The organism is uncultured Helicobacter sp. (assembly GCF_949282165.1).
Lineage (GTDB): Bacteria > Campylobacterota > Campylobacteria > Campylobacterales > Helicobacteraceae > Helicobacter_F.
Genome location: NZ_CASDOV010000001.1, coordinates 130,588 through 151,280, shown reverse-complemented (window position 1 = coordinate 151,280; position 20,693 = coordinate 130,588). Strand labels below are relative to the sequence as shown.

19 protein-coding genes and 1 pseudogene are annotated in these 20,693 nt (G+C 47.5%); 8 read left to right on the top strand and 12 right to left on the bottom strand.

Annotation, left to right across the window (positions count from 1 at the left end):
• Window positions 1–9 precede the first annotated feature (9 nt).
• The 11 genes and pseudogenes from ACH2BK_RS00775 to uvrC form a co-directional block, all read right to left on the bottom strand.
• The gene (locus ACH2BK_RS00775) at window positions 10–1,218 is read right to left on the bottom strand and encodes a hypothetical protein (protein WP_394994668.1); all 1,209 of its coding nucleotides are present in this window, start codon (window positions 1,216–1,218) and stop codon (window positions 10–12) included.
• Window positions 1,215–1,940 (bottom strand): bifunctional demethylmenaquinone methyltransferase/2-methoxy-6-polyprenyl-1,4-benzoquinol methylase UbiE, encoded by a 726-nt coding sequence (gene ubiE / locus ACH2BK_RS00770; RefSeq protein WP_394994671.1) that lies wholly within the window; start codon window positions 1,938–1,940, stop codon window positions 1,215–1,217. The genes ACH2BK_RS00775 and ubiE overlap by 4 nt, the downstream gene beginning before the upstream one ends.
• A gap of 3 nt (window positions 1,941–1,943) precedes the next feature.
• On the bottom strand, window positions 1,944–3,341 hold the full coding sequence (gene argH / locus ACH2BK_RS00765; protein ID WP_395001715.1) for an argininosuccinate lyase: 1,398 nt from the start codon (window positions 3,339–3,341) through the stop codon (window positions 1,944–1,946).
• Between the two features lie 9 nt (window positions 3,342–3,350).
• The gene (gene hemJ, locus ACH2BK_RS00760) at window positions 3,351–3,797 is read right to left on the bottom strand and encodes a protoporphyrinogen oxidase HemJ (protein ID WP_394994677.1); all 447 of its coding nucleotides are present in this window, start codon (window positions 3,795–3,797) and stop codon (window positions 3,351–3,353) included.
• 23 nt (window positions 3,798–3,820) lie between these two features.
• The gene (locus ACH2BK_RS00755; RefSeq protein WP_395001714.1) at window positions 3,821–5,365 is read right to left on the bottom strand and encodes a YigZ family protein; all 1,545 of its coding nucleotides are present in this window, start codon (window positions 5,363–5,365) and stop codon (window positions 3,821–3,823) included.
• A 23-nt stretch (window positions 5,366–5,388) separates the two neighbouring features.
• Entirely contained in the window at window positions 5,389–5,874 is a 486-nt protein-coding gene (locus ACH2BK_RS00750; protein ID WP_395001713.1) for an META domain-containing protein, read from the bottom strand.
• Between the two features lie 9 nt (window positions 5,875–5,883).
• Window positions 5,884–6,639 carry a glutamate racemase gene (gene murI, locus ACH2BK_RS00745; RefSeq protein WP_395001712.1) on the bottom strand — a complete coding sequence of 252 codons (756 nt, stop codon included), beginning with the start codon at window positions 6,637–6,639 and terminating at the stop codon, window positions 5,884–5,886.
• A 15-nt stretch (window positions 6,640–6,654) separates the two neighbouring features.
• Window positions 6,655–7,944 carry a transcription termination factor Rho gene (gene rho, locus ACH2BK_RS00740; protein WP_394995890.1) on the bottom strand — a complete coding sequence of 430 codons (1,290 nt, stop codon included), beginning with the start codon at window positions 7,942–7,944 and terminating at the stop codon, window positions 6,655–6,657.
• A gap of 103 nt (window positions 7,945–8,047) precedes the next feature.
• A complete protein-coding gene (locus tag ACH2BK_RS00735; RefSeq protein ID WP_394995892.1) occupies window positions 8,048–8,719 on the bottom strand; it encodes a response regulator in 672 nt (223 codons plus the stop codon).
• Window positions 8,719–10,245, bottom strand: coding sequence for a sensor histidine kinase (locus ACH2BK_RS00730; RefSeq protein ID WP_395001711.1), 1,527 nt, complete (start codon window positions 10,243–10,245; stop codon window positions 8,719–8,721). The genes ACH2BK_RS00735 and ACH2BK_RS00730 overlap by 1 nt, the downstream gene beginning before the upstream one ends.
• A gap of 558 nt (window positions 10,246–10,803) precedes the next feature.
• A pseudogene (gene uvrC, locus ACH2BK_RS00725) lies at window positions 10,804–12,486 on the bottom strand (excinuclease ABC subunit UvrC); the annotation flags it as partial.
• Window positions 12,487–12,560: 74 nt separating this feature from the next.
• On the opposite strand from uvrC, the gene ACH2BK_RS00720 reads away from it, so the two are divergent.
• The 5 genes from ACH2BK_RS00720 (at window position 12,561) to ACH2BK_RS00700 (ending at window position 16,250) form a co-directional block, all read left to right on the top strand.
• A complete protein-coding gene (locus ACH2BK_RS00720; protein WP_395001710.1) occupies window positions 12,561–13,964 on the top strand; it encodes a sigma-54-dependent transcriptional regulator in 1,404 nt (467 codons plus the stop codon).
• Window positions 13,965–14,024: 60 nt separating this feature from the next.
• Window positions 14,025–14,906, top strand: coding sequence for a menaquinone biosynthesis prenyltransferase MqnP (gene mqnP, locus ACH2BK_RS00715; protein WP_395001709.1), 882 nt, complete (start codon window positions 14,025–14,027; stop codon window positions 14,904–14,906).
• Window positions 14,896–15,459, top strand: a complete 564-nt coding sequence (locus tag ACH2BK_RS00710) for a hypothetical protein (protein ID WP_395001708.1) — start codon at window positions 14,896–14,898, stop codon at window positions 15,457–15,459. The genes mqnP and ACH2BK_RS00710 overlap by 11 nt, the downstream gene beginning before the upstream one ends.
• A gap of 16 nt (window positions 15,460–15,475) precedes the next feature.
• Entirely contained in the window at window positions 15,476–16,000 is a 525-nt protein-coding gene (locus ACH2BK_RS00705; protein WP_395001707.1) for a hypothetical protein, read from the top strand.
• A 94-nt stretch (window positions 16,001–16,094) separates the two neighbouring features.
• Window positions 16,095–16,250: a hypothetical protein gene (locus tag ACH2BK_RS00700; protein ID WP_395001706.1), complete on the top strand. Its 156-nt coding sequence runs from the start codon at window positions 16,095–16,097 to the stop codon at window positions 16,248–16,250.
• 931 nt (window positions 16,251–17,181) lie between these two features.
• Here ACH2BK_RS00700 and ACH2BK_RS00695 read toward each other — a convergent pair.
• On the bottom strand, window positions 17,182–17,451 hold the full coding sequence (locus tag ACH2BK_RS00695) for a hypothetical protein (protein ID WP_394995913.1): 270 nt from the start codon (window positions 17,449–17,451) through the stop codon (window positions 17,182–17,184).
• Window positions 17,452–18,016: 565 nt separating this feature from the next.
• Here ACH2BK_RS00695 and ACH2BK_RS00690 point away from each other — a divergent pair.
• The 3 genes from ACH2BK_RS00690 to thiE are packed head-to-tail and all read left to right on the top strand — an operon-like array spanning window position 18,017 to window position 20,674.
• Window positions 18,017–19,300, top strand: coding sequence for a murein transglycosylase domain-containing protein (locus ACH2BK_RS00690; RefSeq protein WP_395001705.1), 1,284 nt, complete (start codon window positions 18,017–18,019; stop codon window positions 19,298–19,300).
• Window positions 19,300–20,025, top strand: a complete 726-nt coding sequence (locus ACH2BK_RS00685) for an arginyltransferase (RefSeq protein ID WP_395001870.1) — start codon at window positions 19,300–19,302, stop codon at window positions 20,023–20,025. Before ACH2BK_RS00690 ends, ACH2BK_RS00685 begins: the two co-directional genes overlap by 1 nt.
• Window positions 20,015–20,674 (top strand): thiamine phosphate synthase, encoded by a 660-nt coding sequence (gene thiE / locus ACH2BK_RS00680; RefSeq protein WP_395001704.1) that lies wholly within the window; start codon window positions 20,015–20,017, stop codon window positions 20,672–20,674. Before ACH2BK_RS00685 ends, thiE begins: the two co-directional genes overlap by 11 nt.
• The last annotated feature ends 19 nt before the right edge of the window (window positions 20,675–20,693 follow it).

Below are 20,693 nucleotides of genomic sequence, written 5' to 3'. Positions count from 1 at the left end.
GATCTTGTCCTACTGCAAAAGATAATAAAACCACTCGCCACCAAAGCCATGGTTAAATAAAGACCACTCCCTTTCTGGATAGTCCCTTTTGAGTTGGAGATAGAATACATACATTTTGGAGACAATAGCGATTAAAGAACCTAAGATCAGAAGGTGCTTATCAGTGCGTAGAACCAAAAACAAAAAATATCCAAGAGGGATATAGAGATAAATCGAACTGAAGCGATGCAAAAGATGGACAAGCCCAATCTGCGCACAGAGCAAAAACATCGCATAACCTATAATAATCCATCGCCAAGCCGGATCGATTTTGTGACGATAATGCAGTCCCACTAGAATGATTCCTATGAGAATAATTGTCTTAATATTGTATGGACTAAATTTTTCAACATATCCCACATAATACGGAAGTTTGCTAGTCAAAAAGTCGGGTATAAATGAAACATAAGAAAAAACAAGGGGTAAAAACGAACCTGTGCTTAGTAGCACACATCCTAATCCTATAATCCATAGCCCAATCTTATAGTGGTAGCGAAGTAGGTAAAAGATAGCAAAAAAAATCGGCGCAGTAACATGGCAGCAAAAGCCTATTGCTACAAATATGAGCATTTTTGGCTTGCTGGTTTGGCTAAGGGCAAAGAGGATAAAAATCGTGGAGTAAAGCTGGCGAAGCAAATGAGTGGACATGTAATAATAAAACATAAAAAGTGCTAAAAAAACGCAAAATGCCGCTTCTTTTTTGTCAAATTTTTTGACTTCATACATCTCAAGCCAAAGATAAAAAAGCGAGGCAATGCTAAGAGCATTTAAAAACATAAAACTTAGTGAATCCATATCCCCAAAAATAAATGTCCATAATGTCCAATACAGAGGAACAATAAACTCAATACCACTATTAAAACTAAAGATTGCATTAAACAAGTCATCATAGAGCAGTCTTTGGTATGCGCCATAATACCCAACAACATCCGATATAAAAGGCACATCGCCAAAGCTAATACAACCACTGATGATGATACATATTCCCAAGGCATATCGCGTGGCATTGCTGGGATAAAAAAATGCTAGCACAAAGAGCGCAATAGAGCTCGTAAAAAACGCGATAGGCGTGCTAAACATCAAAGTGAGATAACAAAAGCTAGTGACAAAAAATTCAAAAGTGGATTGCAGTCGTGAATATGGCTGCGATGATGGAGTGTGTTTTAGGTTTGTATTCATTGTTTTGCTCCCATATATAGCGTGGCGACATTGGCACTATAGCCTTTGAGGTGGAGGGTGCGCATACCGCACTCTTTCATAAGCTCCTCTAGCTCGCTCACACTCACAAAATTTTGCATTGATTGGGGCAGATAGCGATAGGCTTTGAGGTTTGAGGAGATGAGCCCACCCACAAACGGCAGAATCTTAGCCGTATAAAAGCCCATAAGTTTTTGCAGTAGCGTTGTGTTTTGGGGCTTGAAAAACTCCAAAATCACGATAATCCCGCCGGGCTTTAGCACACGCACAAACTCATCAAGTGCCTGCTTGTATTCTAGGACATTGCGCAGTCCAAAAGAGATGGAGAGGATATCAATGCTTGCATTCCCAAAGGGCAGGGCTTTTGCCTCACCTTTTAGCAGCTCGATTTTTGGAGTGCTAAAAGCGCGTAGCTTTTCGTGCGCGACTTTGAGCATTTCTTGGGAGGGATCGTAGCCATAGATTTGCCCTATATGCGCATTTTGGGGGGCGTTGTGAATCCACGCAGTGATCATATCGCCACTCCCACACGCAATGTCGGCTATCACGATGTTTTGGGGGTTTTGGAGCTCTTTAAAGGCGAGGCGGCAGGCTTCCCTGCGCCACGCTTTGTCAATCCCTAAGCTCATCGCGCGATTTGCCATATCGTATTTGGGCGCGATGGAATCAAACATATCGATAATCTGGCGTTGCTTATCCTGCATAGCTCACTCCATAGCCTCTTTTGCCCGCGTGATAAACGCCTCAAGGCTCTCAATCTGCTCAATGGTGCGCACGCTCGCAGTCCCGCCTAGGGAGTTGCGCGCTTGCATACTAGATTCTATACTAAGCACCGCGCTCGCGCCCTCTTTGATACGCGAATCTATGCTTTGGAGCTCTTCTTGGGTGAGTGTGCTGATATCTACGCCCTTTTTTTCTGCATACGCCACGACTTTGCCCGTGATATGGTGTGAATCCCTAAAGGGCACCCCGCACTCACGCACCAAAAAATCCGCCAAATCCGTGGCACTCAAATGCCCAACCATCGCCATTTTGCGCATATTCTCGGCGTTAAAGTGCGCGGTGGCGAGGCACTCCCGCAGAATCTCTAGCGAGATTTGTGCGGTGCGCACGCTATCAAACACGCTTTCTTTGTCCTCTTGCGTGTCTTTATTATAAGCAAGGGGGAGGGATTTCATCACGCTTAGGAGTGCCATAAGATTGCCAAAGCTCCTCCCGCTTTTCCCGCGCAGCAGCTCGGGGACATCGGGATTTTTCTTTTGCGGCATAATCGAGCTGCCCGTGCTATAGCTATCTGAAAGCGTGATGAACCCAAACTCCGCGCTACTCCAGAGCACGAGCTCCTCGCTGATACGCGAGATATGCATCATCAGCATCGCGATATCATAGAGCAAATCCAGCGCGAAGTCCCTATCGCTCACAGAATCCATCGCATTGAGCGTGGGTGCGCGAAATCCTAGCTCACGCGCCAAAAAATCCCTGTCGTTGCCATAAGGCGTGCCCGCGAGCGCGCCAGAGCCTAGCGGGCAGAGGTTGTTGCGCTCTAAGCTATCTTGGAATCTCTGCACATCACGCTGCAGGGAGCAGCACCACGCCACGATATGGAAGCCTAGATTCACAGGTTGGGCGTGCTGGAGGTGTGTCATACCGGGCATAATCGTGTGTGTGTGCTCGCGCGCGATATGGAGCAAAGTCTGCATAAGCTCTAAGATAGCGCGCGTGATGGAGGCGTTTGCCCTAAGGGTAAAAAGCCGAAAATCTAGCGCGACTTGATCGTTCCTACTGCGCGCGGTGTGGAGCTTTTTGCCACTCTCGCCAATGAGTTGGGTGAGCTTAGATTCTATCGCCATATGGATATCCTCATCACTATTGCTAAATACAAACTGATTAGATTCTATCATCGCCGCGATTTGCTCCAAGCCACCTAGGATAGAATCTAGCTCGCTATGGCTTAAAACCCCAATCTTTGCAAGCATTTTGGCGTGGGCTTTGGATCCCTGTATGTCCTCGCGCCACAGCTGCCAATCAAAGCCAATGGAGGCGTTAAAGTCCTCCAAAAGCTTGCTAGATTCACTCTCAAATCGCCCGCTCCACAACTTCGCCATTGCACACTCCTAAAAGGGCTTTATCACGACAAAAATCACAATCGCAATGAGGCAGATTGTGGGGAATTCATTGTAAATTCTAAAAAATTTGCCACTTCTTTGGCAGCCTCCATCACCTAGTGCCTTGACAAAATACCCGCACAAAAAGTGATACACAACAAGCAGCACCACAAACAAAAGCTTAGCGTGAAACCACCCGCCATCGCGGAAAATCCCTGTGTTTGCTAGAATGAGTGCCACGCCGCTAAGGATAGTGAGCACAAAGGCTGGCATACCGATATAGACATACAATCGCCGCTCTTGGAGCTTGACAATGGCGATGAAGTCTTGGTTGTCTTTATTTTCGGCGTGATAGACAAAAAGCCGCGGGAGATAAAAAAGCATCGCCATCCACGAGATGAGCGCGACTAAATGCAGGGCTTTGAACCCCAAATAATGCGTGGCAAAAAATTCCATTTTGGCTCCTTAAAAAAGCGGTATTATAACTTATTTTTGAATGTCTCTAGTGCTTTTTGTGTCCCTTGGCACAAAATTTCTACGCCAGATTCCCTAAAGTCCTGTTTGACAATCGTGAGGGATAGGCTCTTGGCGAGATATTCTGCTCTAGAGAAGTGCGCATAGGGGACAAAAAGCGCGATGGTGTGCTGCTGCGTGAAGGGAATGAGGGCGTGCGTGGCTTTGGCATTGGCTATCGCGTCGTGTGTGGCGGCGGTGTAGGCGCGCACCAATCCCCCCACTCCCAGCAGCGTGCCCCCAAAATACCGCACGACTACGCAGGCTACATTGATGAGTTTCTCGCCCCTTAGGACATTGAGGCAGGGCACGCCCGAGCTGCCCTTTGGCTCGCCATCATCGCTAGAGGATTCTAGGATTTGGTAGCTAGGTTGCTTGGTGCTCTCATCGTGTGTGTGGTTGGTTTTTGCGCTCCTTAGGTGTGTTGATGATTTTTTAGAATCTCGCTTTTTGTTTGTTGGATTGTGCTTTTTGGTGTTTGTGGATTGTGTGAGGGTTTTGGAATCTGTGGAGCTAGATTCTGAATCTAACTCCAAAACCTTGAATCTAGGTTCTACGCCGCTTGGGCTTTGCCTTTGTTCATTGTTTAGAATCTCTTTAGATTCTGTAATTACTTTAGAATCTGTTGGACTAGATTCTGTAAATGTCTTAGATTCTGTGCTTCCCAGATTCTCCGCCTTAGATTCTGAATCTGATTCTAAGTTTCTTAGAGTCGTGTTCTCACGAATACTTCCTAGATTCTCAAAATCGTTTTGTTTTTTCGCAAAAAGGGGTGTTATCCCCTCCCCGCTCCCCTTAGCCCCGAAAAAGCCGCCGCTTTTTCGGCAATCAAGGGGAGAGCCTCGCTTATCCGCTTCTAGCGCAATCGTTGCGGAGGCACTACTGCCTCCTTGCTCCAACGATTGCACACCACGAAGCGGGCGAGGGGCGGTATGCGCTGACGCGCTACATATTTTATGTGATTTTTGCGTTGCAAAAATGGCAGAATCTATTGGCATGGTAGATTCTGTGATTGTTTTAGAATCTGTAAAGCTAGATTCTGAATCTGAATTGTTGAATCTAGAATCTAAGCCCACACGAGATTCTGTATTTTCTTGAATCTCCGTGCGTGGCTTGCCCGGGCATTCTAGGGATTGAGATGAGAAAGTGGGGTTGTGCAGATTGGAGGCAAGGGAGCTACCTAAGCGGTAGTAACCGCCGCCGACAATCAAACTCCCCGCTTTATCGCTCAAGACTGAATGCCCCTCATAAGAGAAGTTTGCAAAATCTAAAAACCTCACCGCACTCACAAAATGCACCGCCTTTGTGTGCTCCTTTTTCAACCCCTCTATATGCCTTTGCAACGCCGCCTTAGGCGTGGGGCACTTCTCACTAAGATCGAGCGCAAACAAATAGGCAAGGAACTTCGAGCCCTTAGATTCAAATCTGCCCTCTATGCACTGCCCGGGCTGTAGGGTAAAAAGCTGCTCTTGTGTGCTCATCGTCTCTCCTGCCTCATTGCATTGTTTCATTGCACTGCTTCATTGTGTCTGCCTCATTGCGTGAGAAAATAGGCTTTGAATCTATTAAAGAGCACGAGCATACCCTGCGCGACATTGCTATCATACAAATCGGGATTTGTGATCTGCCCATAGGTGCTTAGCCGCTCCTTGTATTCCTTGAGCGTGATGATCTCATACTCGCCCTCAAGACCGCGCAAAAACTCAAACTCATATTCCATCACTTCTTGGGATTCACAAAGCTTGCGCGTGAAAGTGCGCCTTTTGATAAGCAGCGCATTGCCCTCTATCTCGATGTTTGCCGTGTAGTTGTTGCACCCAGCATTGCCATAGATTCTATTCTGATCGGTATCAAAAATCATCGTGGTATCTTGGGGGGCAAAAAGCACTCTGGTATCGATACTTAGGCGATTTGCCTTCCACTCTTTGCTCGAGAGGCTGCTTGGCTTGGGGCTTGGCGAGCACGCGCATAGCAGTAGCATAGCCACCATCACACACGCCCCAAACCCCGCACTTCTCATCGCTCACTCTTAGGGCATATAGAGGCTACCAAGCCACATTTTTGCGGTGTGCTTGAGGGCATTGACATCATCGCTTGCGAAAAATTTTAGTGATCGCAAGGCGCTGCGTGCGGGGAGTTGGTAAGTGTTTTGGATATACTCCACGATCGCCTCGCCGCTATGGATCAAAATCGTATCTTTGCCAAAATACGCGCTTAGGGCAGGGGCGATAAGCGGGAAGTGCGTGCAGCCCAAAATCAGCGCATTTGGGGATTTGTAGCCTGTGAAGTAATGCTCAAGCAGGGCTTGCATAGGCTTGCCCTCATAGATTCCCTCCTCGACAAATGGCACAAAAAGCCCCGTTGCGAGGCTTTGGATATTATGAAACCCGCATTCTTGGAGCTTGGTGGCGTAGAGATTGGAAGCGATCGTGGCTTTTGTGGCGATGACGAGGATAGAGGCGTCTTTAGAATCTAGCTTGTTTTGCGTAGCGAGCACGCCGGGCGTGATGACGCCTATCACGGGGAATGGTGCCTGCGCGCTTAGAGAATCTAGCGCGTATGCGCTCGCGGTATTGCACGCCACGACAAGCATATCTACGCGATGAGAGGTAAAAAACTCTAGGGCTTGGAGGGAAAATCGGATAATCGTCTGCCTATCCTTGCTCCCATAGGGCACGCGCGCGGTATCGCCATAATACACGATAGATTCAAAAAGCCTCGCTTCTAGGAGGCTCTTTAGCACACTAAGCCCCCCCACGCCGCTATCAAATACGCCCACTTTCATCACGCCCGCCTATGGCTACTCTTGGGGATTCATAGCGTTGAGGAATTCTTCATTATCCTGTGTCTGTTTCATCTTGTTGTAGATAAAGCTTAGTGCCTCCACATCATCCATCGTGTGCATTACATTGCGCAGCATCCATACTTTGGTGAGCTTGTCTTTGCCAAGGAGCAGTTCGTCTTTGCGCGTGCCGGACTTGAGAATATCAAGCGCGGGGTAGATTCTGCGATCGGCGATATTGCGCGCGAGCACGATTTCGCTATTGCCCGTGCCTTTGAACTCCTCAAAAATCACCTCATCCATTCGCGAGCCTGTGTCAATGAGCGCGGTAGCGATGATCGTGAGACTTCCGCCCTGCTCGATATTGCGCGCTGCGCCAAAAAATCGCTTTGGCTTATGCAGGGCGTTGGCATCCACCCCGCCGCTTAGCACCTTGCCACTAGAGGGTGTGGCGGCGTTATACGCGCGTGCTAGGCGCGTGATAGAATCTAGCAGTATCACGACATCCTTGCCCATCTCCACCTTGCGCTTTGCTCCCTCTATCACGAGTTCGGCGACGCGGATATGGTTCGTGGCGGGCAGATCAAAAGTCGAGCTAAACACTTGCCCTTTCACGCTGCGCTCCATATCGGTTACCTCCTCGGGGCGTTCATCTACTAGGAGCACCATCAGTTCGACTTCGGGGTGGTTTTTGGCGATGCCGTGGGCGAGTTCTTTCATCAGTTCGGTTTTACCCGTGCGGGGCGGGGCGACGATGAGCGCGCGCTGCCCCTTGCCTATGGGGGTAAAGAGATCGAGCATTCTGCCTGTCACCATATCGGATTTGTATTCGAGCTTGAGTTGTTCGCTAGGGAAGAGCGGCGTGAGGTTGTCAAAAAGCGGGCGGTTTTTGATCTCATCAAGCGAGATAAAATTTACCGCCTCGATTTTAAGCAAAGCATAATATCGCTCCTGATCTTTTGGCGGGCGCACCTGTCCCATCACGATATCGCCATTTCTTAGCGCAAATCGGCGGATTTGGCTCTGTGAGACATAGGTATCGTTTTGGCTATTGCCCACGCTTGAAGCGCGCAAAAACCCGTGCCCATCGGGAGTAATCTCCAAAATCCCGGTAAAGAGCATATAGCCGCCTTGCGTTACTTGGGTTTTTAGAATCTCAAAGATGAGATCTTGGCGGAGGTATTCTTGGGGGTTTTCAACCCCGAGTTTGGTAGCGATTTGGATAAGTTGGGCGACGGGCTTTGCCTTGAGATCTTCTATTTTGTAGCCTTCCACAGGCGTGTGTGTTCGGATTTTTTCATTAGCCATTTAATAAGTCCTTAGTGAAGTGGATTGAAGTGTAAAAGTAGCAAAAGGCGCGATTGTAGCGGCTTTTAGCTTAAATCCGTGTAAATACGCGCCCTGCCACCGCCTAGAGCTGCATATTTTCAAGCAAAAAATCTTGATGGAAGCGATAGACTTTGTTGCGCACCTTGATGAGTATCCCGGCGTTCATTAATTGCTTAAAAGTCTTGACAATGGTTGGTTTGCTGACATTAAGATGCACCAAAATATCCTCATACGAGCCGTGAAACACCTTATCCTCATCGCAATGCTCGATGAGAAACTTGACAATCTCGATTTTTTTCCCGCCCACAAAAGTCGAGATGGCTTTGATGAGGAGATTTTGTGCCTCGATTTCCTTGGCTTGCACCATAGGCAGGATCGCGCGCTGCAGGACTTTGAGCAGAGAATCTATCTCGATAGGCTTTAGAATGTAGTTATCGACTTTGAGGCTGATGGCTTCTAGGAGGTATTTCACCTCTGTGTGGGCAGAAGTGATGATGATGGGGACATTTGGCTGGGTGGAGTGGCGGATAAGCCCCACGAGATCGAGCCCACTAAGCTTTGGCATTAGGATATCTGTGATTACCGCATCGATTCTGTGTTGGTTAAAGAGATGCCAAGCCTCCTGCCCATTTTTGGCAAGTATCAATCGCCCGACATAATCCTCTAGCACCATAGCAGTGAGATTGAGCGTATCTGGATCGTCCTCTGCGTAGAGGATTGTGAGATCTTTTAGGCTACGATTGACGCGATTCATTAGCTCTCCTTTTTGGATTTGGGCGCGCTAGATTCTGTAATGCGCCTTAGGATATTGGCACTATAAGGGATGATGATACTAAACGCACTGCCTTTGCTATGGCTAATATCGGAATTTTTCGCGCTATCCAAAGTTTGAGCAAAAGTGATGTTTTGCACCTCAATCCTCCCAAAAAACTGCTTTTCGATGATTTGCTTTGCCATATAGAGCCCTATGCCCGTGCCCACGGATTTGTGCTTGGTGGTGAAGTAGGGCTCAAAAATCTTTTGTATATCCTCAAGCTGTATGCCCCCCGCATTGTCTCGCACCATAATGCTAAGATGCTCATCACAAGGCGTGATACTAATCTTAATTGAGCGTGCTTCTTGTAGCTTTTGCTTAGATTCTTTAAACGCGTCTATGGCGTTATTAAGCAAAACAAATACCACTTGTGTGAAGGCATTTTCATACCCTAATATCTCAAAATCCTCCTGCGCGTTGGTGCGCACTTGGATAGATTCTTCATAAAGCACACCAGAGAGCAGCTCGAGAGAATCTAGCAGAGCCTTTTTGATACTAAAATAGGTTTTTTCCCTATCGGGGTGGAAAAATGTGCTAAAGCTCTCGATAGTCTCAGACATATTTTTGGCGATTTTGAGCCCGTATTCCGTCTGTGCATAGAGAAATGCCTCATCGAGCTTGCCCTGATCGTATTTAGTCTTAAAGCTCTGTATGAGCAGTGTGAGGGAGTTTAGGGGCTGTCGCCATTGGTGAGCGATATTGTGTATCATCTCTCCCATCGAGGCTAGGCGCGCTTGCTGATAGAGAAAGAGATCTTTTTGTTGGTTTTGTTTGACTTCGTATTCTATGGATTTTTGGAGGTTGTCATTGAGGCTTTGGAGCTCGGTAGTCTTTTGCGCGACGAGGTTTTCTAGCGAGTTATACGCGCTATTAATAGAATCCGTAATGGCTTTAGAGAGAATGAGAAACATACACGCTAGCACAAAGAGAAAAAATCCTAGAATCTTTAGGCTAAAGCCATAGAGCGAGTCGCTCACTTCTTTATTAATTGTGGCGAGATTGATATTTACCTGCACGAGTTGGGTGAAAAGATTGTAGCGAATCTTATCGCGCGCTAAGAGCGTGCTATCAATGCTTGCGATGAGATTTTTTTGCACTTCTAAAAGCCTTGTTATCTGCTCTTTTTGCTCGCCCAAAAAGGTGCTTTGATACCATTGGCGCACGATTTTTAGGAATTTATAACGACTTGCCTTTTCCTCCAAATCGCTTTTATACGCCTGCCAAAGGAGTTGTATCTTGGCATCTTGGGTGTGTGAATCTAGCAATGAGTTTTGAATCTCGCTCACATGGAGCATACTGATTTTTTGCGTGGGGTAGTTGCTATCATAATCTGCCTTGAGCCCCGCAAGAGCCAAAAACCCCGTAGCCCAGCAGAGCAAAAAGATAATGCCGATGAGATAGAGCAGGATATGGGTTTTGCCCTCTATGGTAACTTTTTGGAGCTTGTTTTGGATAGATTTGAGCATAGGTTTCCTTTTTGGTGGGCTTGCGTCTAACTTGCCCTATGTGGTGGGCTTGCGCAGGGCTTGGGCTATCTGCTTAGGCGTGAGCGCGCGTATATGCGCAAAATCCCCATAGATTCTAAGCAGCTTATCTACCTGCGCGGGGCTTAGGTTTTTTTGCGTGCCGAGGATTTTGGCTTGCGTGAGTTTTTTGAGCTTTTGGCTACGATGGAAGCTAATGGCATAGCGATGCGCCTCATCGCGGAGTTTTTGCAAAAACTGCAATCGCTTATCGCTAGGCAAAAGCCGCACTTCAAGGGCTTTGGGCGTGTAAGAGGTGTGAAAAGTGTGGGGGGTGTGAGGGGTGTGGGAATCGCCAAGGGCGTGGGAGGCGTGAAAATCCCCGCGGGGCTGCCCCTCTAGCGCGCGCGCAGATTCTGTGGATTTTGCAGATTCTATAAAATCCTCAGAATCTGTAAAATCTACAAAATCCACAGAATCTGCGCGGGGGTTTTGGGATTTTGGTTTTTTAGATTCTATAGCCTGCTCTATTTTTTCAGAATCTAGCCTATAAATCACATCATCCGCGCTCCCCTTAGCGCGGTGTGCGCGTCCATTTAGCTTATGCTTGGCAATCCCTAGCACATCCACTTGCGCGCCCGTGCTCTCTAGGATTTCTCTGGCTATAGCGATTTGCCCCGCGCCGCCATCAAGCAGCCAAAGATCGGGGGGCGGGTTAGATTCAAAGTCAAGTGCGCGGCGCGTGAGCATTTCGCGCATTTGTGCGTATTCATCACTGCCTTGGAGGTGATAATGCCGATAGGACTCCTTTATAAAGCTATCATTTTCATACACGATCATTCCCCCCACGCACGCGCTCCCGCTATGGTGCGAGGTGTCAAAAACCTCTATACGATAGGGCAGATTAAAGAGCCCAAAGACTTCGCGCACGGCTTGCAGATTCTGCTCGTAATGGAGACTTTGCTCCCTTTCTAGCTGCATAAGCTCCCTAGCGTTGGTTTGCGCAAGCGCGATGAGCTCGCGTTTTTTGCCCCTTTGGGGTTGGAGGATTGTGATTTTTTTGCCCACGCGCGTTTTTAAGATCTCCTCTAGGCGCGTCCTATCCTCTAGCGCGCCGATTTCATAGGGCAGCAGGATAGAATCTGGCAGCAGGGGCGAGGGGGATTTGTAGTGGTTAAGCAGGGCTTGGGTGTAGAGCGAGTGCAGGGCTTTGGCGGGGGACTCTAGGGCTTTGGCGGGAGATTGTGTGGAGTGCGCGCCTTGGGCGGGCGTGCTAGATTGCATAGATTCTATATTTTGCACAGATTCTAGAGAATCTAGCGACTCATCGTGTATGCGCAGCGCGTCACTCGAGCTTATGCGTCCATTGCGCACAAAAAGCTTCATCATCACGCCGCTATGCCGCCCATTAGCACAAAAGACAAACACATCGAGGTTGCTCCCATCGAGCAAGTCGATGCTTGAGGAGGCTTGCATTTGCGCGATTTTAGCGATAGTGTCGCGGATTTTTGCCGCTTCTTCAAACGCGCAGTGCTCAGCAAGGGCGTGCATTTTAGATTCTAATTGAGAGAGGAGCTTTTTTTTGTTGTGCAAAAACTCAATGGCTTGGGTGAGAATCTGTGCGTATTCCTCCCTGCTCACTTTGCCTTCACAGGGAGCGAGGCAGCGGCGGATTTGGTAAAACAAACACGCCTTTTTACCCCTAAGGCAAGATTTCTTTTGCACCAAGGGCAGGGATTGCAGGATACTTTCTAGCAGATCACGCGCCCCAGTGCTAAATGGACCAAAATAGGCGATATCACGCTTTTTGAGCAAAGCGCGCGTGATGTCTAGCGTGGGGAAGTCCTCGCTATAATCGATATAAATGTAGGGATAGGTTTTGTCATCGCGCAGGAGGATATTGTATTTGGGCTTGAGGCTTTTTATGAGGGAATTTTCTAGGATGAGCGCGTCCTGCTCGCTAGGGGTTACAAAAGTCTTTATCTCGCGTACCTGCGCCACCATAGAGGCTATGCGCGGGCTCAGTCTAGCGCTTGGGAGGAAGTAACTTTTGACGCGTTTTTTGAGATTTTTTGCCTTGCCCACATAGAGCAGCCGTCCATTGCTATCAAAATACTGATACACTCCCGCGCTTTGTGGGAGATGAGTGAGATCGGAGGGGGTGTGTGTGAATCTCTCTGTGAAACCTTCTGTGGAGCTCCCTATGGTTTGAAAAGCGGGGGGTTGGGTAGCGGGGTGTGTCATCATCGCCTTTACTTTAAGCACAAAATAACTATAATTTTAACTTGTAGATTCTATAAGCCAACTTAAGGAATACAATGAAACTCTGTATCGTAGAAGATGATATAAACTACCGCAAATCCCTAGAAATCGCGTTTCACGACTATCCAGATTATGAGATTAAAAGCTTTAAAAATGCTAAAGAAGCCCTCAAGGCAATCCACACATTTGCACACACGCCAGAGGATTTTGATGTGATTATCACGGATATTAATATGCCCCAAATGGACGGCTTGGAGTTTTTGCGCCAACTAGAGGGCAAATACACAAGTATCGTCATCACGGGCAATGCGTCTGTGCAAAATGCGATCAAAGCCATTCGCTTGGGCGTGAAAGATTTTTTGGTCAAGGGCTTTGGCTTTGAGGAGCTCATACAGACGCTAGAAAATCTCAAAAAAGAGCGAAAAATCCTAGGAGGACACGCAACAGAGACGATAGGGGCGAGAGAGGATACTAAGATTGAGAGTAGAGAATCTAAAAAAGAGCCCAAAGGCGCGCGTAAGACTAAGGCAAAGTTTTTCATCGCGTCTTCCCCTGCGCTAGAATCTGCCAAAGCCATCGCGCTCAAAGTCGCGCCAACTGATGCTAATGTGTTTTTGATGGGGCAGAGTGGGGTGGGTAAAGATGTGTTTGCCAACTTCATACACGCGCATTCTAAGCGCGCCCACGCGCCCTTTATCGCTATCAATATGGCAGCAATCCCCGAGCACCTCTTAGAATCTGAGCTCTTTGGCTATGAGAAGGGCGCATTCACTGACGCCACGGCTGCCAAACCCGGGATTTTGGAGGACGCTAATGGGGGCAGTGTGTTTTTAGACGAGATAGGCGAGATGCCAATCGCGCTCCAAGCCAAGCTCCTGCGCGTGCTGCAGGAAAAAACGCTCACGCGACTAGGAAGCTCCAAAAAAATCCCCATCGATGTGCGCTTTATCTCCGCAACCAACGCCAATATCAGCCAAAAAATCGCACAGGGCGGCTTTAGGGAGGATTTGTTTTTTCGTCTGCAGACAATCCCCATCTTTGTGCCCCCACTCAAAGAGCGCAGGGAGGAGATCCTAGAAATCGCGCGCTACAAGCTCCAAGAGACGGCGCAAAAATACGGCTTTGCCCCTAAACTTTTGAGCAAGGAGAGCGAGGAGGCACTGCTAAACTACCCGTGGTATGGGAATGTGCGCGAGCTGCTCTCAGTGATTGAACGCGCAGTGATACTCAGTGAGGGCGAGCATATCACGCCACAGGATTTGTTTTTGCAATCTCGTCAGCGGGTTTTTGGCACTGCGATTGAGAGTGCAGGGGAGAGCACGGGGGATTTTGAGGAGCTAGAGCGCAGATTTTTGGCACAGGCACTAAGTCGCGCTGAGGGGGATTTGCAAAAGGTGAGTGATTTGCTTGGTATGGATATGGGGCTCTTGCGGCACAAGAGGGCACATTATGGGCTTTAGGCTTTGTCACTCCCAAAAGTCTTTGGTGCTAGAAACAAAATTTTTATAACTCTAGGAGCTATGGTGCTACAAAAGATAAAAAACTTCAATGAACTTGTGATGTTTGAACACACGATTTTTTCCGCGGCTTTTATACTCATCTCTATGGTGGTGGCGAGCCTGCAAGCGCGCGGTGGCGTGTGGATGGGGCTGCCCACATTGCTTTTGTGTGCGTTGGCACTTGTGAGCGCGCGTAATTTTGCTATGGGGTTTAATCGCCTCGTAGATCGCGATATAGACGCGCTCAATCCACGCACCGCAAAGCGCCCGAGTGTCGATGGGAGAGTGGGATTTGGGGCGTTGAGCGCGTTTTGTCTTATCAATGCCATTGTCTTTGTCATCGTGTCGTATTACATTAATCCCCTTGCCTTTGGGATGTCCTTGCCTTTTTTGGTGATTTTGGGGGGATATTCGTTTATGAAACGCTTCTCCTCGCTCGCGCACCTCGTGCTTGGGCTCTCTCTCTCCCTCGCGCCCATTGCGGGCTGTGTCGCGGTGCTAGGGAGCTTGGAGCTGTGGTGCGTGGCATTGAGTATCGCAGTGATGTTTTGGGTGGCTGGGTTTGATTTGCTCTATTCGCTCCAAGATGTGGAGTTTGATATCAAACACAAGCTCTATTCCATACCCTCGCGCTTTGGCGTGCGCAATACGCTCTATATCTCGCGGGCGTTTCATCTATGCGCGGTGGTGTTTTGGGGAGTGTTTATCTATCAGACGCAGATTCTAGGAGCGATCTCGTATGTGGGGCTAGGCGTGTGCGCTGTGATGCTTGCCTATGAGCAGTATCTCGTGCATAGGGATTTTGTCCATATCCCCAAGGCGTTTTTTGCGACTAATGGCTATTTGGGCTTTGTGTTTTTTGCGTTTGTGAGTATCGATGGAGTGTGGCAGTATGGAGTATAAGGCACTTTTAGAATCTCTAGGCATCCAAACAAGGCTAGGGAAATGCTCCCTAAGTGTGGCGTATGAGCATATTAATGAGCAGCGCGCGCAGAGCTATGAGGAGGAATTTGCCGCTCTGGCAGGCTTTGAGCAAAGCCCTATGCTCAAGTGGATTAAGACTATGCACTCTAAGAACACTTTGAGCGAGGAGGGTATGGTGATCGTGGAGATTCTCACAGAAATGTATAAAAAGCTCGATAAGCTAGAGCGTCTCCTCACACACAAGGAGGAAAATCTCCTACCGCTAGCTCGTGAGGGTAGGCTGGCGTTTGTGGGGCATAATGCGCTGTGTCTGGGAGCAGGGCAGAGCTTTGGGGAGATTGGGGGTAGAATCTATGCGCGCGTGTTTGTGCCGCTTTTCCCCGAGCGGATAGTGGGCATATTTGCCAAAGTCCTGCACCCACAAATCGCCCAAATCGAGCATATCCATATCAAAAACCGCACTTATTTTGATACCTTTGTAGCCGAATGCGAGCGCAGTATGATACTAGACGCAAAAAGCCTCAAGGAATAAGCCAAAAGGACGCACAATGTTTGAATTATCCATTAGCAATCTCAATATCATTTGTAGCATTGCCTGCCTGCTCGTCGTCATCGTGCTCGTGGTGGCAAACTATCTGCGCAGTATGGAGACACACAAGCGTTTGAGGCGTTTTGAGCGCGGCATAGAGGATCTCAACAAAGAAATGTATAAAATCAAAAAATGGATCAAAGACAACGAGCTAGAGAACCAATACACCAGCAGCGCGCTAGGCAATAAAATAAAGGCAGAGGTGCGCGACGCCATTAGTAATGGGCTTATCAAGGTGCAGAGGCAAATAGAGATTTTAGAATCTGATATCAACAAGCAAAACGACTATATGGAAGAAAAAACCCTGCTGCTAGAGGAGAGGCTGCGCGAGCTCAACTATATGCCCTCCAATGGCAATAGTATCGATGAGAAGCGTATTAGCGCGCTTTTTAGAGACGGGTGGAGTATAGATTCTATCGCTAAGGAAATGCGGCTAGGGAAGGGCGAGGTGGAGTTTATCTTAAAGCTTGCCAATATCAGGTAGTGCTCTTAGCGCCCTGTGGCGGGATTGCTAGATTTTTTAGCAAGCGGTGGATTAATAGAATCTAGCTTCTCTGTTTGTATTTAGGCATTCGGCTTTGAGCGATAAATGCGGGAGCGGCGAAAAAGTGCATCGGTCATTACCGCTTAAGGTAACTCCCTCGCACTTTTTCTTGCAACCCACATTTCTCATCTCAAATCCTAGAATGCCCGGGCAAGCCAAGCGCAGAATCTCGAGTAGATTCAGAATCTAAGGAGCACACACAATCTAACAAAAGTTTAGAATCTAGCCTTTTAGATTCTTTTTCTCACGAATACTTTCTAATTTTTTAGAATCTTGTGTTTTTTCGCACGCCGCTGTTTTTGCTGCGCTTTGCTTGCAAGCCTTCGGCACGGCAAACGGGGAGAGAGCCTCGCTGTATCCGCTTCTAGCGCAATCGTTGCGGAGGCAGTAGCGCCTCCTTTTTCCAACGATTGCACACCACGAAGCGGGCGAGATTTAGGGTGCTCCGCACAGGATAATTTTACGGGCAAAGCCACGCGCGGAGATTCAAGAAAATACAGAATCTCGTGTGGGCTTAGAATCTAGCTTTAGTAACTTAGATTCAGAATCCAAAAAACTCACACAATCCACAAAAGGGAATCTACAAAATGCACAACTTACAAACTAAAACAAGTTTACAAACTAAAACAAGTTTAGATTTAAAAGTATTTACAGAATCTAAAACAATTACAGAATCTGCCACTTCAAAAAACTTGTGCGAGGCTTTGCCAAATATAAATGATAGTGCGTGCGTTAGCACGAGCCTAGCGCAATTGCAAAATTGCGCCATTTTTGCGCAGCAAAAATCAAATAAGATATGTAGCGCGTCAGCGCATACCACCTCTCGCCCTTGTCGTGGTGTTAAAAATGCGTTAAAAAAATGCAGTAGTGCATTTTTAGCATTTTTGCCTAGACAAGGAAAGAGCGAGGCTCTCCCGCCAAAAGATATACTTTGTGGCTGCGCAAAAAGACCCAACGGGTTGCAAGCGTAAGCCACAGCAAAAACGCGGCATTTTATTCTTTTTCGGGGCTTTAGGAGCGGGGAGGGGATAAACCCCCTTTCTTTTTGCGCAAACAAGCGACTTGAAAAATTAGAAAATATCCGTGAGAACACGACTCAAAGAAACTTAGAATCTAACCCGCTAGATTCTATAACACGCACAAAGACAGAATCTAGGCAATATAGAATCTACAGAATCTCTAACACAGATAGAATCTAAAGCAGATTCAGAATCTAGTCCAATAGATTCTAAGACATTTACAGAATCTAGCACGGAGATTCTAAAAGACGCACAACTTACAGAATCTAAAGAGATTCTAAGAAGTGAGCAAAGACAGAATCTCAAGTGGATACGCTGACGCGCTACACATTGATTTGATTTTTGCTGCGCAAAAATGGCGCAATTTTGCAATTGCGCTTAGGCCTCGTGCTTGCGCACGCACTATTGTTGATATTTGGCAAAGCCTCATTAAAGGTTTTTTGAAGTAGTAGATTCTGTAAGTTGCTTAGAATCTAGGCTCGGTTTATAGAAAAGGTGTTAGCCCAAGGGGCGTTCCTGACGCGATCACACCAAGAAGCTACAGAATCTCGCATTTAGATTCTGTGTATGTTCGCGCAGCGGAGCGAGCGGAGATTTACTCTCCGCAAGCGGTATCAAGTTTGTGAAACAAACTTGCATTAAATAATAGGCTCTAGCTCGGTTTATAAAAAAGGTGCTAGCCCAAGGGGCGTTCCTGACGCGATTACACTAAGAGATTCTATAAACTTGCCAGAAAATGCAGTGTATGTTCGCGTAAGCGGAGGCAATGGGGGCTTTGCCCTCATTGCCGATAGCAAGTTTTACTCCGTAAAACTTGCATTAAATAAAATAATATAAGGGAATTTTTTTTGCTTTAGCACGACTTAGAGAATCCAAAAAGCTTTAAGACTTTTAAAAGCGTGGATTTTAGAATCTACTTAAACAACAAGGTTTGGGCGTGAAATATTTTTGGTTTGGCATATGTCTGCTCTGTGGGCTTGGTGGCTGCAATATCGATGGTAATAATGCAGCACTCAAGCGACAAATCCTGATGGAGGGGGCGGATTCTAAAATGTGGGGTGCGTATGAGGAGGATATCCGCGCAACACAAAAACCCAAAAAGCCCTCAATGGCTAATCGCTCCACCTCATTCTTTGCGCGCGATAGCATCTTAGAGCAGTCTGAAATCGCCCTAGAGAGCGAGCTGCATAGCAATTCGGACTTTTCTAAGCAGGCTAATGAAAGCCTCCGCAAGGCGCACAAAGCCCACAGGCAGGAGATCATAAACCTTAGTGGCAACATCGCAAAAAAATGGGCGGATGATGAATTTGAAGTCTCAGACACCTCCAAGCTCGTAAAATACAGCGATCACTACCGCTCAAAGTCTAGTATCGACTTCTCAAGCGGCAAAATCCGTGTAGAAACCATCGACACGGCAAACCCCACGCAGGCTTTGCAAAATGCGATTGTTACGACTTTGCTCACGCCCAAAGATCCGCGGGGCGTGGATTTGTATTCAGATTCTGAAGTGAAATTCGATGGCAAGCCCTTCCTTGCAGGGCTCATCAAGGACAATGAGGGGCAGGATATCCTCTATGAGTGGCGCGCCAAAAAATACGCGCAACACCTTGTGCAAAATGAGCTCAAAACGCGCACGGACGCCAAGGGGCACAAGGTGCATTATGTGGATTTGCAGATGAGCGAGGATTACCAAAAGCTTGCGGGCAATAGCTACCAAGCCCTAGCGCAGCGTTATGCCAAGGAGTTCAACCTCGATCCCGCGCTTGTGATGGCGATAATCCATACAGAATCCAACTTCAACCCTTACGCGATGAGCCATATCCCAGCATACGGGCTAATGCAGATTGTCCCCAGCACGGCAGGGGCAGACTCGCACGAATTTATCACTAAGAGCAAGGGAGTGCCAACAAAGACGATGCTTTTCACACCAGAGGTGAATATCCAATATGGCAGTGCGTATCTGCACATACTTTTTAACCGCTATTTGCAAGGTATCAAGGATCCCAAATCGCAAGAATACTGCGTGATAGCCGCCTACAACACGGGGAGTGGCAATGTGCTGCGCGCCTTTCATAGTGATAGAAAGCAAGCCATTAATGTCATCAATTCCCTCTCGCCAGAGCAGGTGTATAAACGCCTAACCACGCGCCTTAGCCAAGATGAGGCGCGTCGCTATGTGCAAAAGGTTACGACATTTAAAAGGCAGTATGTCGGGCTATGATGAAGTTGTTTGAGTTTTTTTCAGATTCTAAGCATTGCAGCTACATCGCCGAGCGCGAGAGCACAATGCGCTATTTTCATATCTTAGATTGCTCGGAGAGCTTTTATCTGGGGCTTTTGGAGCGGGGTTGGCGGCGATTTGGCAAATACTTCTTCGTGCCTGTTTGCAAGGCTTGCAGGGAATGCGTCTCGGTGCGCACATTGGTGGGGGATTTTGAGCTTAGCAAAAATCACAAGCGAGTGCTAAAAAACAACGAAAAAACTGCTATATACATACAAAAACCGACTTTGAGCAATGAGCACCTCCGCCTTTATGACAAATACCATCGCATAATGAATCTCAAAAAATCGTGGGAATACACGCCCATCACCGATCAGAGCTATAACGAAATGTTTGTAGAAGGACATCAGGAGTATGGCTATGAGTTTTTGTATGTGCGGGATTCTAAGCTCGTGGGCGTGGGGCTAGTGGATATACTCGGGGATAGCGTGAGCGCGGTGTATTTTTTCTACGATCACGACTTTGGGCATTTGAGCCTAGGGACATTTAATATCCTCACGCAGCTCCAAATCGCCAAACAAAAGGGCTTGAAGTATTTTTACCCGGGATATTGGATTAAAAACCACTATTCTATGGGTTACAAGGAGCGTTTCCAGCCTTTTGAATATTTGCACAACGCTCCGGATTTGTTTGAAGTGCCAGATTGGAGGATTTATGAGGGATAATGCGCGGTTTTTGAGCGGACTTTATGGCATCAGTGATGAGATTCTGACACCTTTTAGCACTCTTAGCCATCAAGTGCAAGAAGCCATAGCGGGCGGTATGAAAATCTTTCAGTTTAGGGACAAAAATAGCCCAGATAAGGATATTGTAGAGATTATTTTGCACTTGATGGAGCTCTGTGCTAAATCCGATGTGCTCTTTGTCCTTAATGATCGCATAGATCTCGCTATCGCGCTTGGTGTCCCGGCACTGCATATCGGCAAGGACGATGGGGATTTGCGCTTTGTCCGCAAGAGATTTGGAGGAATCTTGGGGGTTTCGAGCTATGGGGATTTGGCGCGTGCGCAGAGGGCAGAATCTAGCGGCGCGGATTATGTCGCATTTGGCGCGATGTTTCCCTCACCTACCAAGCCAAAAGCCCCGTGTGTGGGAGCAGAAATCCTGCAGCGCGCAGAAGAATCGCTAAAGATACCCATTTGCGCCATCGGCGGGATTAGCAAAGAAAATATAAGAGTGCTAAAAAATGCTGATATGTGCGCTGTGATAAGTGCTCTGTGGAATGGTAATCCGCGAGAGAATGCGGAGATTCTCTCTAAAGAGTTTGAAGCGGGCAAATCTCAGAATCTAGCGCGATCTAGCGCGCAGCCATAAGTCTGCTACAAGGAGTTGT